The organism is Nostoc sp., from assembly GCF_054880495.1.
Map to the genome: position 1 here is coordinate 16,126 of NZ_JBTYKD010000025.1, position 15,600 is coordinate 31,725.

A 15,600-nucleotide genomic window follows, 5' to 3' on the forward strand; every position below is an offset into this window, starting at 1 on the left:
TCGTTCGAGTCACAGTTAATTTTTAAACTAATGTAGAAGAACAATAAAGTTCTCCAACGGCTATAGCTGATAAGAAGCAGTCAATGCTACAGCCAAAGCATCCGCAGCATCATCAGGCTTGGGAATTTCATCTAAATCCAACTCCCGCGCCACCGCTTCTTGCACTTCTGACTTATCAGCATTACCATAGCCTGTCAAAGCTTGCTTAATTTGAGCCGGAGTAAACTCTACGTAGGGAAGACGACGCTGGCTTAACACCAAAATGAGTACACCCCGCGCCTGTGCAACGACGATTGTACTTGACATCCGATAGAAGAATAGTTTCTCGATCGCCACCAAATCCGGTTGCAACTCCTGCATCAGGGTGTGTAAATCATCAAACAAGGTACATAGGCGCTGTCCCATTTCGACATCTGGTGAGGTTCTGATTACCCCAAAATCCAGCATATTTACTGTAGTCTCTTGCACCTTGTGAGAAATTTGTGTACAGTTAATTGCCCCAAATCCTAAAATTGCCAGTCCTGGATCTAATCCTAAAATTCGTTTTTCCATTAAATTCACTTTTACCAAGCCAGGCTATTGTTTAACTAGGAATACTGGCAATCTTCACGACTTGTTCTTAGTCTAATGCGATTGACAAATATAATAGTTTCACGCCTGGTGTTTTAAACCAAGTGATCTAAATTTTCTGTTAATTATTGTTTGTAGCACTGCTCCAAATCAGGTATGTCAAATGGTTTTCTCAGACAAGCCCTCAACGCCCTGCAAAAGCAGTCGCGCTCTCGTACTTCACATCGGGTTAACCAGTGGTTCAAATGGTTATCCCCTGGACTATCGGTAAAACGTTGGTTGTTGATCAGTCTTGGGGGTGTACTGCTGGCGAGTTTGGGGTTAGCTATTTGGATTAAGCTGACTCCAATTTTTTGGATGATCGAGTTGGTTAGGAATTTTCTGGGAGTAATCACCAACCTCTTACCCAACTATATCAGTGGCCCTTTGGTGCTGCTTGGCGGCTTGCTGTTAGTGCTTTGGGGGCAAACTCGCACTGTAGGCTCAATTACTAAGGTACTAAGAGCGGAAGGCGGAGAGGAACTGATTGATGTCTTGCTAGCCCATCGTCGATTGTACCGAGGCCCGAAAATAGTGGTAATTGGTGGTGGTACGGGACTTTCTACGTTGTTAAGGGGACTGAAAACCTACAGCGCTAATATTACTGCGATTGTCACTGTCGCCGATGATGGTGGATCTTCTGGGCGGTTGCGTGAAGAATTTGGAGTGCTACCACCAGGGGATATTCGCAATTGTTTGGCTGCACTAGCAGATGAAGAAAAGCTATTAACAGAATTGTTTCAATACCGTTTTCGGGCTGGAGATGGGTTAACGGGTCACAGTTTTGGCAATTTGTTTTTAACGGCAATGAGTGATATTACTGGAGATTTAGAACAAGCAGTTGCAGCCAGTTCCAAAGTACTAGCGGTACGCGGACAAGTACTACCAGCAACTCTCAGTGATGTTCGCCTCTGGGCAGAATTAGCCGATGGCCGCCGGATTAATGGGGAGTCTAGTATTCCCAAAGCTGGCGGTAAAATTGTCAAAATTGGCTGCATTCCAGCTAATCCTCCGGCGGTGCCAGCAGCGATTAAGGCACTTAAAGAAGCTGATTACATTATTATTGGCCCAGGTAGCCTTTATACTAGCCTGATTCCTAATTTATTAGTACCAGAAATTGCCGATGCGATCGCTCAAACAAATGCTCCCCGGATTTATATCTGCAATATAATGACTCAACCAGGAGAAACTGAAGACTACACTGTTGCCGATCACATCAGAGCAATTGATGCTGCTTGTGGGCAAAGACGGCTATTTGATGCTGTGCTAATACACAACAAATCCCCTTCGGAGCAATCACTTACGCGCTACGCCCAACAAAACTCCCATCCCGTTTTCTTGGATAGAGAAGCCGTAACTCAGCTAGGGCGAAGGATTGTTCCAGCTAATGTTTTGTATGAAGATGAAACAGGTTTTGTACGTCACAATCCGCAGAAACTAGCACGAGTTTTGTTGCGGTGGTATAGTAGAGGTCATCATGGAAGATGAAAATTTGTCATTTGTCCTTTGTCTTTTGTTTAGACGAATGACCAATGACTAATGACTAATGACTAATTATGAAAATTTTTCTTGCAGATGCAGAGGCGACGCTACACTTAGGTATTACTCTCGGTGAATCCCTGACCCCTGGTAGTGTAATTTTACTAGAAGGTGATTTAGGTACTGGTAAAACTACCCTAGTTCAAGGTATTGGCAAGGGTTTGGGAATCGCTGAACCCATTGTCAGTCCAACTTTCACCCTGATTAATGAGTACAAAGAAGGACGCCTCCCCCTTTACCACCTAGATTTATATCGCTTAGAACCACAAGAAGTTGCAGCCCTAAATTTAGAAAGTTACTGGGAAGGTGTTGAATTCATACCAGGAATTGTGGCAGTTGAATGGGCGGAACGATTGCCTTACAAACCAGATAGTTATTTAAGTGTGAGTTTGACTTATGGGCATGGGGGCACTCGTCAAGTCGAACTCATACCATTCAATTGTGCCATTAGCGAAGTCATTACCGCGATTTAATTTCTTGAACACTATACAAAAAAATTTCTGCAAACAGTCGAGGGAGAACTCCACACTCGTTCTATCTGCCACTACCACGCTCACCACTGCAAATCACTAACATTGTTATCTCAATCCAAAATAAATGAAAAAATTTTGTGACAGCAGCTTTATTGCTGCAATAATCAGTTAAAAAACTGATTTAGATGGTGTATCAATTAAGAAAATGTAACCTGTTGTTGAGTTAAATGAGATTTTCACAAAACTTAGTCAGCTTGGTTTAACCCGATTGCTTCTCTACTGTCATTAAGAGAACTAATCTGGATTATTTAGCAGCCAAAGCGAGTAGAGAAAACTTAAACAACATCAAGTTCTGTAGAAGCTGTCTAACTTTTCCTTATACTCAATATACCCAAGTCAAGGTCATAATGTATACACAAAAATACTGAATTGTTAAATGTTTAAAAATTATTAATTTAAGTAATTTTAAATAGCAATAAATTATTTTATTCACATCTGTAATTAACACTGGTATTAATAAAGCTTTAAATAAAACATCTCGTATTTCTACGATAGGTATGTAGAAATACGAGATGTTTTATCCTATAGGAATCGGATTTGATTACTGAACTTACTTGCGTAGGTCGGGAACTCTTAACGGTGAAGAAGGGAATAGATGTGTACTGAGTTTTTTCAAAATCAAATATGAGTTCTATATATTAGTTGACATAAATATGCCTACGTGGATGTACTAGTTATCTCTAATGAAAGAGGCGATCGCATTTTTTGTCTGAGGACCGGAGTCGTCTCTTGTATAGTACGTAAGACCTTTATCAATGAACGCAGAGGTAGTATCTATTAACTGCTGAACAACCTCCGAACTAGTGTTATCTATTTCTTCACTGACTTTTTCGCCTGTAAATCGGTTTTTTCGGTCTTCTGGAGCTAATATAATCCGAGGATCTTTATAAGTCTCTTTTAGCTTGGGTTCAAATGTCTCATTTAAGTCAAACTGAAGACGTAAGTAACGTTTAGAATCGTATCCACCCATGATTTGCCGGCAAATTGTACTACCAATCTCAGATGTAGGTTCTATAAAGATATTAGTAAGATTTTTTGCCCAGTCGAAGCCCCTCCATTTGCTTATTTGCTTATATTGATATGGTTCACCAGTTTGACCTGTGCCAATAGAAAGGATAGAAATATCTTCCAATCGTAGATTCTCCAGTTTATATTTTTGCTTGATTGTTGGAGAGACTGAAGACTGGCTGATCCTCATAACTAGACTCAAAGCTGCGAGAGAGGGGTTATTAGCAGAAACTCCTCCATCAATGTGTGGAAATTCCCAATCACCAAATTTTTCTTTATCTACAGGTTCTAATTTATATGGTGGGAAAAAAGTGGGAGCTGAGGCAGAAGCGGTACATATCTCCCATAAATAACAGTCATCATACCATCTGTCTCCTAGATCGGGATGACAATTTGTAAAAAAGGTTGTATTGCGATATAGCGTATCATAAGCAAGAATCAAAATAATCGGTTTGTCAATATCTTTTATTCTTGTAGATTTATACGCATCTTTGAGGACACCAATAATTCCATCATGAGAATATTTAGGTGGTGAAAGTACATTCAAAATGGATTTTATGATGGACGGTAAGTTTTGATAGCGGTCTTTTCTCTGCTGCGGAAATATATCTTTCCCCCGTTCTTTATACAATTTAATTAGTTGATCACTCTCCTTTCCAACAGCAATACCTCCTGCTAATATCGAACCGGTAGAAGTACCAGCAATCAGGTCAAAGTATTCATGTAAAAAGTTTCCTTTACCCTGGGTTCTAATTTCTCGTTCTACTTGTTGAAGTATTCGTGCTGCAATGATTCCACGAATACCGCCACCGTCTAAAGCCAAAATTCTGAAGGACATTTGGTTAAAAGGGTAAAGAAGGAACAACAAGGATTTTCGCGTTTTACCTTTAACCAAACCGCATTGATCTAGTCTTGGCTCTGGTAGATGAAAATCTTGCCAGTTCAAGTATGACTTTGCTGTATAGTTACTTGTCTACTACATAAGTGTGAACTATTCAGACTTGCCTAAGGCTGAAGTCTGAGCTTCCCAATTCATCGGGAATAGCCTCCAGAACTCCGTAGTTTTTTTGGCCTTATATTTTCTCCAAGGGCAGGAGTCCTGGTTCCCAAGACCCAAACTTTCTCTTGCAACATATACCTATTAGCTTGGTTTTCGCTTGTGGTATTGATGGTCAAGACACTAAATATCTTACCAGAAAATCTTGGGGATTCGTCATACATCTGGAATTGATTTTTTACCAAGTAAAAAATCAATTCCAGATGCAATCCTCACTTCGTGACGCTTCTCTACGAGAGGCTCCGCCAACGCGAACATGCCCCGCTCACAATCCCCACCTTATGAGTACATTGAAGGTGGGGACTTCCGCAACTCGTTAAATAAATATTTTCTACAAGAAAGTTAAAGCTTGACCCCGCACTTGCGTATTTACCTGGCCTTTGTCATAAACTATCTCACCGCCGACAATGGTGGTTGTAGCCCAGCCGGTGAGGTTCCAACCTTCAAAGGGACTCCAACGACATTTGGTTAAAAGTTCCTCGCGCCGGACTGGACGGTATGTGTTTAAATCTACAAGCACTAAATCGGCATCGTAACCAGGTGCGATCGCTCCTTTATTGGGAATACCATAAGCTACAGCTACAGCTTTCGACATCCAGTTCACAACTTGAGCGACGGTACACTCTCCCTGCATCGCCGCAGTTAACATCAAAGCTAAGGAAGTTTCTACCCCAGGCATTCCCGAAGGACTATTGGGGTATTCTTGAGCTTTTTCTTCTAAGGTGTGCGGCGCGTGATCTGTAGCGATGAAATCAATCACGCCATCGCGCAAAGCTTGCCAGAGAACTTTATTATCGTGGGGCGATCGCAACGGTGGATTCATCTGTGCTAAGGTGCCTATTGTTTCATAAGCACTAGTATTTAACAACAAATGCTGTGGTGTCACCTCTGCTGTCACCCAACTAGGTTTATTCTGACGCAGCAAATCTGCTTCTTCAGCCGTTGACAGATGCAGAATATGCAGACGACGTTGATATTTTTGAGAAAGTTTTAATGCCAATTGGGTTGCAAGCATTGCCGCTTGATTATCTTGAATTTGCGAGTGAACGGCTGGATCGTGAATATTGGCAAATTCTTGGCGGCGTTGGTTAATTCTACCTTGGTCTTCGGCATGAACGGCAATCAAGCGATCGCCTTTAGCAAATATCGCAGAGAGTGCTGTTTCCCCATCAACTAGCAATTGACCATGCATCGACCCCATAAAAATCTTAATTCCCGGTGTTGGCTTTGCCAAAAGCAAATCTGGTAAATTCTCTGCTGTTGCCCCAATAAAAAAGCCATAATTAACCAAGCACTTCTGGGAGGCACGTTCTAGTTTGTCGTCTAAAGCCTGCTGTGTCGTTGTCAGGGGGCGCGTATTGGGCATTTCTAAAAAGGAAGTAACTCCGCCTTTAGCACAGGCACAACTGGCGGTAAATAAATCTTCCTTGTGTTCTAGTCCCGGTTCCCGGAAATGTACCTGCGGATCAATGACTCCTGGCAACAAAGTTAACCCTTCTGCGTCAAGTTCAGTGGCTAGTGCTGTTTGGGAGATTTCTGGCGCAACTTCGACTATTTGGCGATCGCGCGTCAACACATCCCCAATCATCAGTTCACCATTGGGTAAGATTATGCGAGCGCGGCGAATCAGGAGAATTTGTGGAGATGACATAGGGATAATTAAAGTTCAGGCAAAGAGCTATGTATTACAGAGAACTATGCTTTGAGGTTAAACTGAGTTGCGATCGGAGTAACCATTAAAGTTTTCCCGTTAAGATTAACAGATAAAGTCTCACTAGGCGAGCTAATTACCTACATCTTTGGTTCAGTTAAGTAATTTCATGCATAATCAAGTGTCTGATAACAATTCTAGTCAACAACCTGATAATTCTTGGATCGCAGAGCTAGGTAGAACAATTGTATTGAGCATTGTTCTAGCTCTGGGAATTCGTACCTTTGTTGCTGAAGCACGCTGGATTCCTTCTGGATCGATGGAACCGACTCTGCATGGTACGCCAAACCAGTGGGAGGCAGACAAAATCATTGTCGATAAGTTGAAATATAAATTTGCTAACCCGGAGCGGGGAGATATCGTAGTATTTTCACCTACGCAAGAACTACAAAAAGAACAATACCAGGATGCTTTTATTAAACGTGTAATTGGCTTACCTGGAGAAAAAGTACAACTTAAGGATGGTAAAGTCTACATCAACAACAAACCCCTTCCAGAAGCCAATTACCTCAGTTCTGGGCAAACCACAGTCATTGATGTTTGCCAATCAGGACCACAGCCACCTTTTTTGGCGAAACTCCAGACTATACCAGCCGATTCATATTTAGTACTAGGTGACAATCGTAACAACAGTTATGATGGCCGCTGCTGGGGTCTTGTCCCCCGCCAGAATATTATTGGACGTGCTATAGTTCGCTTCTGGCCTCTAAATCATATTGGCGGAATAGATAAATCGCCACTATATCCATAATTAAGAATATTAGTAAGGTGGATAATTACAGCTATTTTCAGGTAAACAGACCACGCGGTAGGGGCACAGAAAAAGCTCATTGGTGTCAACTTAACCTAGAAGTTAGGCAAGGCAAGCTTTCGAGGTTTGACCCTCACAAGAACAGCCCCTCTCCCAAAAGTGGGAGAGGGGAGCAAATTCTCTAGTTCCCCGAATCCCAACTTGGGAGAAGGGGTTAGGGGATGAGGGCAAAACGTCTTCTCAAAGCAGATTTTTTCTTAAGTTGACACGCATGAGCAGTGCTGTACCCCTACGATAGATGTGGTTCAAATATATGAAAACTGCTGTAACAAAAGAATTTTAGATTTAGGATTGGGAACTGCTAAATCACCAATCTTTAATCCAAAATCCCTTCTCAGCAGTCGCTCATGGGGGAAACCCCCTTCTCTACGAGACGCTCCGCAAAGGCGCTAGCCTCTCCCTTTGGGAGAAGACCTCGCTGCTTCACCAAAATCTAAAATCCAAAATTGCGATGATGCCTTACCTAGCCAAGATTTTATTGTATCCAGTTAAGTCACTGGATGGTCTTGAAGTTAAGAATGCTAGAGTTCTTGCTAGTGGCGCACTACAGCATGACCGCGAGTTTGCCATTATTGACGAACGGGGTAGATTTGTCAATGGCAAGCGTTATGCTAAAATTCATTTACTAAGGGCGCAATTTGCACTTTTAAATAGAACTATCTCGTTGCAAATCCCAGGCGGCAACTCACAACAAATTTTTCATTTGGATGAGGAACGGCAAGAATTAGAAGCAACTTTGAGTAATTATTTTGAGTTTGCTGTCACATTGGAACAAAACTCTCTGATGGGTTTTCCTGACGATACATTTTCACTTGGCCCAACGGTAATTAGTACGGCAACGTTGGCAGAAGTAGCTTCTTGGTTTCCGGGTTTAAGTGTAGATGAAATGCGCCGTCGAATGCGTGCCAACATTGAGATTGGTGGTGTACCAGCATTTTGGGAAGATCAACTATTTAGTGAACAAGGTGATTTAGTCTCCTTTCGAGTGGGAGATATGCATTTGTTTGGGGTTAACCCATGTCAGCGTTGTATAGTGCCAACACGCGATTCTTACTTAGGGAAAGCTTACCCAAACTTTCAAAAAATATTTGCAACCCAGCGACAAGCAACTCTGCCAAATTGGGTTGCTTCATCGGCTTTTAATCACTTTTACAGATTGAGTGTGAATACTCAATTACCCCCTTCGTCAGCCGGAAAAGTTTTACAAATCGGCGATGAGGTTGACATACTTTTACATTAAAAATTCAAAATTAAAAAAAATTCAGCAACTAGCCAAAGATATAGACCTGAATTTTATGATTAAGGATCTGCAAAACCTGATAGGTGCAATGTATAGAGGATCTGATCGCATTTGGGAAATTGTACTGGCGTTACAACACTTTTCTCGGCATGATGAAGCAGAGATAAATCGGGTAAATATCCATGAAGACATCGAAAATACTTTGGTAATGTTACAACATCGACTCAGGGAAGTAGCCGACCGTCCCGCAATTGTTATAGTGAAAGATTATGGTAACTTGCCTCTAATTACTTGTTATCCGAGTGAACTAAACCAAGTATTTATGCATCTGTTGAATAATGCTATTGATGCAATAGAAGAGGGAGTGGGGAAGCAATCTTCTACTCCCCAAATTCGGATTCACACAGAGGTGATAGACTTGAATATGGTTAAAATTACGATCGCTGATAATGGTACTGGTATAGAAGAGTCGTTGCGATCGCATTTATTTGACCCATTTTTTACGACAAAACCTGTAGGCAAAGGTAGTGGGCTAGGATTATCCATCAGCCATCAGATTATCCTGCAAAAACACTGAGGAAATATTACCTGCACCTCATCTGTTGGGCAAGGAGCAGAGTTTGCGATCGAAATTCCCATAGACCAACCTGAGCCTTAAGTGAGAACATCTCGTCTCCATAAGTAGGTAAGTGGGGATATTCATAACTAAACCACGTCTATCTTGAAACCTGTAGTTCTTCAGTGATGAAAAAGATTTGCCCTCATCCCCCAACCCCTTCTCCCAGATTTGGGAGAAGGGGAGCCAGAATTTCAAAATCCCTCTCCCAGATATGGGAGAGGGATTTTGGGTGAGGGCGAAAACTACGCTGATAAACTTAGATGAAGTTTATATTAAGAAATATAACGGACAAAACTCTCTTTGAGCAGTAGGAGCGATCGCTTGTGTTAATTATTCTTGAGTTTGAGGTCAAAATTGGATATTTTTTTACTTGGAAGTCCCTTAATTAGGAAATCAGGATTTTTTCTTGATTACACACTACTATTTTTAGTTGCATAAACGCATAATAGAAATGTGACTGATTTGTTCGCCCCTTTACAATCTCTCAAACAAGGTGACTGGTTCAAGCTGATCTGCGGAGCCAGCTTCCAGCATTTGCCGGCAGTCAGAAGTTTAACGTTAGCCTATACTTTGGCGGGCGCTGACTGCATAGATGTCGCAGCTGATCCAGCAGTGATTGCATCGGCGCAAGCAGCGCTGCAAGTAGCCAGAACTCTTGCTAAGGATGCCCAAAAGCGAGGCTTTGACTACAAAGGCAACTCACCCTTTTTGATGGTCAGCCTGAACGATGGAGAAGATCCTCATTTTCGGAAAGCAGAATTTAATCCTACTGAGTGTCCTACAGACTGCCCTAGACCCTGTGAACGGATTTGTCCGGCACAAGCAATCGTGTTTAACAGTATAAAAGAAGAATTTTCGGGAGTATTATCACAAAAGTGCTACGGCTGCGGTCGTTGTATACCAGTTTGTCCATCTGGTATAATTTATACAAGTTCATATATGTCAACGCCAGGAGCGATCGCGCCATTGGTAATGTCAACGGGAGTTGATGCCGTAGAAATCCATACAAAAGTTGGGCGGTTGGCAGAATTTGAGCAATTATGGCAAGCAATTTCACCGTGGGCTGATCAACTAAAGTTACTAGCTATCAGCTGTCCTGATGGCGAGGGGATGACTGACTACCTGAGAGCACTATATGACCTGATTGCCCCACTCAAGAGTGCTTTAATTTGGCAAACCGACGGTCGTCCCATGAGTGGGGATATCGGCGATGGGACCACAATAGCTGCGGTGAAATTAGGGCAAAAAGTTTTGGCAGCTAAGTTACCGGGATATGTGCAGTTAGCAGGCGGCACTAATAGCTATACCGTTGCTAAGTTAAAGGCGATGGGACTGCTCAACGATTTTAGATTGCCGATTTTAGATTTTGGATTAGAAGACACCAATCTCCAATCTAAAATCCAAAATCGCTCGACTGAGCGTAGCCCTACTCCTTCTCTACGAGACGCTCCGCGAACGGAGAAGCAAGCTACGCGTAGCGTTCCGCAGGAAAGTCCAAAATCCAAAATTGCCGGGGTCGCCTACGGTAGCTACGCCCGTGTACTGCTGTCACCGATTCTCGAACAGTTAGAGAATAAGGAGGGAAGTAACACCAATATTAAAGCGACTGGTAGCCTAGAAGAAGATGATACATTACTTTGGCAAGCTGTAGAACTTGCCCATTCTCTCGTTTCCCAGATCAAATCACAGCAGGAGCGTTAATCGCTCGTTCTTTGAAAATTACCCAGGGCGGGTTCTCCTGCACGCAAATGTCCTCGCTATCTCTAAAAACGTCACCATAGAAAGCATGACGATTACAGACGATCTCCAAAAGTTATTAGACATTTTGCCCGAAGACCTGCAACAAGCACTAGAGAGTCATCCCAAACGAGATAGTTTAGTAGAAGTGGTTTTGGATTTAGGTCGTCGCCCAGAGGCTCGCTTTCCCAATCAAGCGGAGTATCTGAGCGAAGTACCTGTTACTCAAGAACAGATAGATGATTGCATTCAACGAGTCGGAATCTTTGGCGGAGATAATCGGGCAGGAATTGAGCAAACTTTGCATCGGATCAGCGCCATCCGCAACCGCACGGGTAAGATTATTGGCTTGACTTGTCGCGTTGGTCGGGCGGTATTTGGAACCATTGGGATGATCCGCGATTTGGTAGAAACTGGTAAATCGATTCTCATGCTAGGGCGTCCAGGTGTGGGCAAAACTACTGCCTTACGGGAAATTGCCCGTGTTTTGGCGGATGATCTGCATAAGCGAGTGGTGATTATTGACACCTCCAACGAAATTGCTGGGGATGGTGATGTTGCCCACCCCGCCATTGGTCGCGCTCGGCGGATGCAAGTGGCTCATCCAGAACAACAGCATCAGGTGATGATTGAGGCAGTGGAAAACCATATGCCAGAAGTGATCATTATTGATGAAATTGGCACGGAACTGGAAGCTTTAGCGGCTCGTACCATTGCGGAACGGGGTGTACAGTTGGTAGGTACTGCCCACGGGAATCAGCTCGAAAATCTGATTAAAAACCCTACCCTGGCTGATTTAGTTGGGGGTATCCAAGCTGTGACACTGGGAGACGATGAAGCTAGACGGCGAGGCTCTCAAAAGACTGTTTTGGAGCGTAAAGCCCCTCCTACCTTTGAAATTGCTGTGGAAATGTTGGAACGGCAGCGTTGGACAGTACACGAAAGTGTTGCTGACACAGTAGATAATCTGTTGCGGGGGCGTCAGCCTAACCCACAAACAAGAAGCGTTGATGACCACGGTAAAGTTGCGGTTACAAGGCAGTTAGCTGTTGTCAACGGTCGCGGTGGACAGCTAGCGACAGTGGAAGAATCTTTTCCCCCGGCACGACAGTCTAATGGTTCCAATGGCTGGCGTTCATCTGGACAAATGGTAGCACTGCCGCAATTGCCTGTAGAGCGGGTGACTGGACGCAGTGAGTTCGATCGCTTGCTGGATGAATCCTTCAATTATTCTGAGAGCATTGATTTGGATGCTGCTATCAGACAGCCAGGGCCAAATGGTGAAGATTTGCCACTGCACGTTTACCCATACGGGGTTAGCCGCCACCAACTCGAACAGGTAATTAGTGTGCTAACTTTGCCCGTGGTATTGACAAAAGACATAGATAGTGCTGATGCAATTTTAGCACTGCGATCGCACGTCAAAAACCACGCCAAATTACGCCAAATGGCCAAAGCTCGTCATGTACCGATCCACGTGATTAAGTCCAGCACCATTCCCCAAATTACCCGTGGTTTGCGGCGGTTGCTGAACATCGACGATCCAGAGATGGCCGATGACTTAGAACTGCAACTATTTTTGCACAATGGTAGTGATGATGAGATGGATGCCTTGGAAGAAGCTAGACTTGCAGTTGAGCAAATTGTGATTCCGAAAGGACAGCCAGTCGAGTTATTGCCGCGTTCTCCCCAAGTCCGTAAAATGCAACATGAGTTGGTAGAACATTATCGCCTCAAATCGCATAGTTTTGGCGAAGAACCAAATCGCCGCTTGCGGATTTATCCGGCATAACCTCATCCCCAACCCCTCTCCGCAACGGAGAGGGGAGTTCTAATCAGCCTTAATTGCAGGGGCTGATTTCAATACCTTAGCCAAAAAAAGAAGTAGTCTAGCTTTTGCCGAAATAGCCCAACACAAGACCATGCTTGATTATTAGGCAAAACATAAAACCCCAGTCCAGACGTACACGACTTTCATTATTACTTCCACACAAACCATACAGGATTTTGTTGGCTCAGTTTTTTGCCATCCCGCAAAAACAAGCGTGTAAAATCTTAGGTTTTTTCTATATCAAGGCTTGTAAATTAGCGAAGGTATTGTTATATAGGACTCCTATTTGATTTTTGAAAAAACTCAGTAAAAATTGAAGAGCCTTCTTTTCTATTGCAACAGTGCCTATTGCCTGCCTATACGAAGTAACTTCAGTAATCAAATCGGATTGCCATAATACCGATTAAGTGTGAGGTTGCATAGAACAAGAGGCTTCAGCCCCTTGTCTCACCAAGCCTGATTTTGTGAAGTTTTATAAAGAATTGGTATAGCATAATTAAGTACTTTTGAAATTAATTCGATTGAATCTCGTTGAAAAGAAAAGCCAGTTAATAGCTACGATAGATTAAATACAAACAAAACTATAATACTAAAGAGGACAAAATAAAAAAGCACCAGATGTTTTTAGGTTTGATTCCACTAGAGTATATGCTAAAGTCAAAAAAAATGATGCCATCAATATAGATGAAAAATTAAGTATTTATAATGTTATTTTTGAAGTTCAGATTAAAAGTGCTTTTGAACACGCATGGTCAGTTTCAACTCATGATCTGGTATATAAAAACCCTGAAATTGACTGGAAAAAATTACGTTTAGCAGCACAAATTAAAGCAAATGTTGAACAACTAGATACGCTTATTTTGGCTTTTGAACAAACCTCTCTTATTATTCAAGAAAATAATTATCCCGATATAAAAATAAAACGTAAGTTAGCCAGTGAAATTAACAAGCTATTTAAACAAGGCAAAATTCCTGATGAACTACAGCCAAAAGATATGAATCGTTTTTGTGATAACTTATATCGTCTTGCTGTTGATGCAAACCAAGAAAACAATATTCAAGAAATTATTGAAAAGATAAAAACGGAAATTAACTCGACTCCATCTCAAAAAATTCCTCGTAGTATTTCATTGTTTCAATATTTGTTCGCTATATTAATACGTAATAAAATTATTGAAATTCCTATAAAAAATTACCACTGCCACATAACAGAAGAATTAACTACTCTATATCCCGATATAGAGATAGATAATGATTATATTTTTATTTATAGTGAAGATCGTTAATTTATCAAATCCGCAAATTAATTATGCGTTCACCGAAACCCTTGTAAAGACCCGAAATTTCGCGTCTCTACATTCTTTTCTGGAGATGTCTATTGGGCATACTGTGGACATCTACGTGGGATCGCACTTGCCGATCATTTAAATTAAGATCCCAATATCGGGGAATTCTGCGATTATTTGCTACTTTGAAACATGATGCAAATAATTGAAATTTCTCCATTCCAAGCATTTCGCCGCAGTGTGGCAACGGTGATGCAGGTAGTTCCAAAAGAGCTACGCTATGTGACAATCCTGGGATTAGTGGGTGGTGCTGGCCCAGCGATCGCCATTTGGCTAAAAAGCCTGCAAAAGCAGGCTCAGATATATTTCACACAAACGCGATACACTACTCTGGTAATTTATATTGCTCAATAATACGCTTGGCAAACTCTGGAACGTGCGCTTCTAATTTCTCTGGATGATTCCGCTTCACATACAAATAATTCCGAGTAAAGTGAGAATCAATCGAAAACCGCGCATATTCTAAACCCTTGGGGCCGATTTTTTCGATCACCACACCCATCAGTTTTGCTGCCCACATAGGGAGGGTAACGCCTTTATCGTACGCGGGAATGCTTTGCTGTACAGCTTCCTTACGATTCCCTTTGGACATCACCGGCTGAGTGTCTAACTGGTCTTTCACCAAATCTAGCATTTCCTTACCAGTGTCATTTCTAACTACAATCCATTGCCAGCCGAAGGGTGCGCCCATGTAGCCAACGACTAAATCGGCTAGGGAGTTGACGTAATCAAAGCAACTCATACAGGATGGGGCAAAGACATCTTTGAGTTGGTTTGTTTTCAAGCCAAAGAAAGGTACTGTTTCTGATGAGCCATCCTCATGTTTGAAGTGAACCCGGAAGTCTTGCATGAATTCGTAATGCACAACTGTATGAGGCGATCGGCTAGTGGTTTCTAAGAATTTTTGCAGCCCGGCGCGATTAACATTATCTACGCAGGGCGTACCCAAAACATACAGCTTTTCTAAACCAAGTTGTTTTTCTACGGCTCGTAATGCCTGGATTTGGCAACCAACACCAATCACTAATAGCCGCTTCATCCCCGATTTTTCTATCTGTTCCAACACAGAAAGATTAGGCGAAAGTGTTGGTTTATTTACTCGCGCTGCTAGTATTTCTTCTGGGGTACGGGCGATGATAGGCATGGGTTGAAAGCGGTCTTCTTTGGTGTTTTGCACACAGACGACACCTTCAACTAAGCCGCAATTGAGCATTTCAATGGCAATGCTGCTAACAATACCCGTCCATTGTGCGCCTTTGATGGGTTGCTGTTTCCGCGCCGCCATCATGTCTTGGTGAACACCAAAGTAGAGTTCATCGGGGTTGTCAAGATGGCGCGATCGCGTGTGCGTTTCTGCTTCAAGTTCGCCTATTTGCTGATTAATAAAAGCGCAGGCTTCCTTGACATAGTGAATATAGTATGTATCGCATAGTCCGCACTCGCTACAGAGTTCTTTCGCAGGGCGGCGGCTGGTAGGTTTGATAGCTCTGGCTTTTTTGTGCTTGCTAGAATCAACTGAGGTCATATAAATTTTTTGTTTTATTTTAGGAATCGCTTTT

14 protein-coding genes are annotated in these 15,600 nt (G+C 42.5%); 10 read left to right on the top strand and 4 right to left on the bottom strand.

The window, feature by feature from the left end; all coding sequences use genetic code 11:
• Positions 1-60: 60 nt before the first annotated feature.
• Complete coding sequence (gene ruvC / locus ACYTXL_RS02665) at positions 61-552, bottom strand: crossover junction endodeoxyribonuclease RuvC (RefSeq protein ID WP_461923386.1); 492 nt, start codon at positions 550-552, stop codon at positions 61-63.
• A gap of 174 nt (positions 553-726) precedes the next feature.
• On the opposite strand from ruvC, the gene ACYTXL_RS02670 reads away from it, so the two are divergent.
• Both ACYTXL_RS02670 and tsaE read left to right on the top strand, forming a co-directional pair.
• Positions 727-2,097, top strand: a complete 1,371-nt coding sequence (locus ACYTXL_RS02670; RefSeq protein ID WP_461923387.1) for a gluconeogenesis factor YvcK family protein — start codon at positions 727-729, stop codon at positions 2,095-2,097.
• Between the two features lie 68 nt (positions 2,098-2,165).
• The gene (gene tsaE, locus ACYTXL_RS02675) at positions 2,166-2,621 is read left to right on the top strand and encodes a tRNA (adenosine(37)-N6)-threonylcarbamoyltransferase complex ATPase subunit type 1 TsaE (RefSeq protein ID WP_461923388.1); all 456 of its coding nucleotides are present in this window, start codon (positions 2,166-2,168) and stop codon (positions 2,619-2,621) included.
• Positions 2,622-3,351: 730 nt separating this feature from the next.
• On the opposite strand, the gene ACYTXL_RS02680 is transcribed toward tsaE, so the two are convergent.
• Complete coding sequence (locus ACYTXL_RS02680) at positions 3,352-4,527, bottom strand: patatin-like phospholipase family protein (RefSeq protein WP_461923389.1); 1,176 nt, start codon at positions 4,525-4,527, stop codon at positions 3,352-3,354.
• Between the two features lie 287 nt (positions 4,528-4,814).
• Here ACYTXL_RS02680 and ACYTXL_RS02685 point away from each other — a divergent pair, with 287 nt between their 5' ends.
• Positions 4,815-5,066, top strand: a complete 252-nt coding sequence (locus ACYTXL_RS02685; RefSeq protein WP_461923390.1) for a hypothetical protein — start codon at positions 4,815-4,817, stop codon at positions 5,064-5,066.
• An 11-nt stretch (positions 5,067-5,077) separates the two neighbouring features.
• Here ACYTXL_RS02685 and ACYTXL_RS02690 read toward each other — a convergent pair whose 3' ends face one another.
• A complete protein-coding gene (locus tag ACYTXL_RS02690) occupies positions 5,078-6,397 on the bottom strand; it encodes a dihydroorotase (protein WP_461923391.1) in 1,320 nt (439 codons plus the stop codon).
• A 169-nt stretch (positions 6,398-6,566) separates the two neighbouring features.
• Between ACYTXL_RS02690 and lepB the strand changes: the two genes are divergently transcribed.
• From lepB to ACYTXL_RS02725, 7 genes are all read left to right on the top strand, one after another.
• Complete coding sequence (gene lepB, locus ACYTXL_RS02695) at positions 6,567-7,208, top strand: signal peptidase I (RefSeq protein ID WP_461923392.1); 642 nt, start codon at positions 6,567-6,569, stop codon at positions 7,206-7,208.
• A 514-nt stretch (positions 7,209-7,722) separates the two neighbouring features.
• Positions 7,723-8,508 (top strand): MOSC domain-containing protein, encoded by a 786-nt coding sequence (locus tag ACYTXL_RS02700; protein ID WP_461923447.1) that lies wholly within the window; start codon positions 7,723-7,725, stop codon positions 8,506-8,508.
• 88 nt (positions 8,509-8,596) lie between these two features.
• Complete coding sequence (locus tag ACYTXL_RS02705; RefSeq protein WP_461923393.1) at positions 8,597-9,085, top strand: sensor histidine kinase; 489 nt, start codon at positions 8,597-8,599, stop codon at positions 9,083-9,085.
• A 495-nt stretch (positions 9,086-9,580) separates the two neighbouring features.
• Complete coding sequence (ldpA, locus tag ACYTXL_RS02710) at positions 9,581-10,828, top strand: circadian clock protein LdpA (RefSeq protein ID WP_461923394.1); 1,248 nt, start codon at positions 9,581-9,583, stop codon at positions 10,826-10,828.
• Positions 10,829-10,913: 85 nt separating this feature from the next.
• Positions 10,914-12,656 (top strand): R3H domain-containing nucleic acid-binding protein, encoded by a 1,743-nt coding sequence (locus ACYTXL_RS02715; protein ID WP_461923395.1) that lies wholly within the window; start codon positions 10,914-10,916, stop codon positions 12,654-12,656.
• 899 nt (positions 12,657-13,555) lie between these two features.
• Positions 13,556-13,981 carry a hypothetical protein gene (locus ACYTXL_RS02720; RefSeq protein WP_461923396.1) on the top strand — a complete coding sequence of 142 codons (426 nt, stop codon included), beginning with the start codon at positions 13,556-13,558 and terminating at the stop codon, positions 13,979-13,981.
• Between the two features lie 192 nt (positions 13,982-14,173).
• The gene (locus ACYTXL_RS02725) at positions 14,174-14,395 is read left to right on the top strand and encodes a hypothetical protein (RefSeq protein WP_461923397.1); all 222 of its coding nucleotides are present in this window, start codon (positions 14,174-14,176) and stop codon (positions 14,393-14,395) included.
• On the opposite strand, the gene ACYTXL_RS02730 is transcribed toward ACYTXL_RS02725, so the two are convergent.
• A complete protein-coding gene (locus ACYTXL_RS02730; RefSeq protein WP_461923398.1) occupies positions 14,367-15,566 on the bottom strand; it encodes a Coenzyme F420 hydrogenase/dehydrogenase, beta subunit C-terminal domain in 1,200 nt (399 codons plus the stop codon). The two genes, ACYTXL_RS02725 and ACYTXL_RS02730, sit on opposite strands and share 29 nt — an antisense overlap.
• Positions 15,567-15,600 lie beyond the last annotated feature (34 nt).

What these genes read in the sequence shown, in the direction of transcription:
- tsaE (WP_461923388.1), top strand. Translation starts at nt 2,166, where the DNA reads ATGAAAATTTTTCTTGCAGATGCAGAGGCGACGCTACACTTAGGTATT.
- ACYTXL_RS02730 (WP_461923398.1), bottom strand. Translation starts at nt 15,566, where the DNA reads ATGACCTCAGTTGATTCTAGCAAGCACAAAAAAGCCAGAGCTATCAAA.
- ACYTXL_RS02670 (WP_461923387.1), top strand. Translation starts at nt 727, where the DNA reads ATGTCAAATGGTTTTCTCAGACAAGCCCTCAACGCCCTGCAAAAGCAG.
- ACYTXL_RS02715 (WP_461923395.1), top strand. Translation starts at nt 10,914, where the DNA reads ATGACGATTACAGACGATCTCCAAAAGTTATTAGACATTTTGCCCGAA.
- ACYTXL_RS02705 (WP_461923393.1), top strand. Translation starts at nt 8,597, where the DNA reads ATGTATAGAGGATCTGATCGCATTTGGGAAATTGTACTGGCGTTACAA.
- ACYTXL_RS02690 (WP_461923391.1), bottom strand. Translation starts at nt 6,397, where the DNA reads ATGTCATCTCCACAAATTCTCCTGATTCGCCGCGCTCGCATAATCTTA.
- lepB (WP_461923392.1), top strand. Translation starts at nt 6,567, where the DNA reads ATGCATAATCAAGTGTCTGATAACAATTCTAGTCAACAACCTGATAAT.
- ruvC (WP_461923386.1), bottom strand. Translation starts at nt 552, where the DNA reads ATGGAAAAACGAATTTTAGGATTAGATCCAGGACTGGCAATTTTAGGA.
- ACYTXL_RS02680 (WP_461923389.1), bottom strand. Translation starts at nt 4,527, where the DNA reads ATGTCCTTCAGAATTTTGGCTTTAGACGGTGGCGGTATTCGTGGAATC.
- ACYTXL_RS02700 (WP_461923447.1), top strand. Translation starts at nt 7,723, where the DNA reads ATGCCTTACCTAGCCAAGATTTTATTGTATCCAGTTAAGTCACTGGAT.
- ACYTXL_RS02725 (WP_461923397.1), top strand. Translation starts at nt 14,174, where the DNA reads ATGATGCAAATAATTGAAATTTCTCCATTCCAAGCATTTCGCCGCAGT.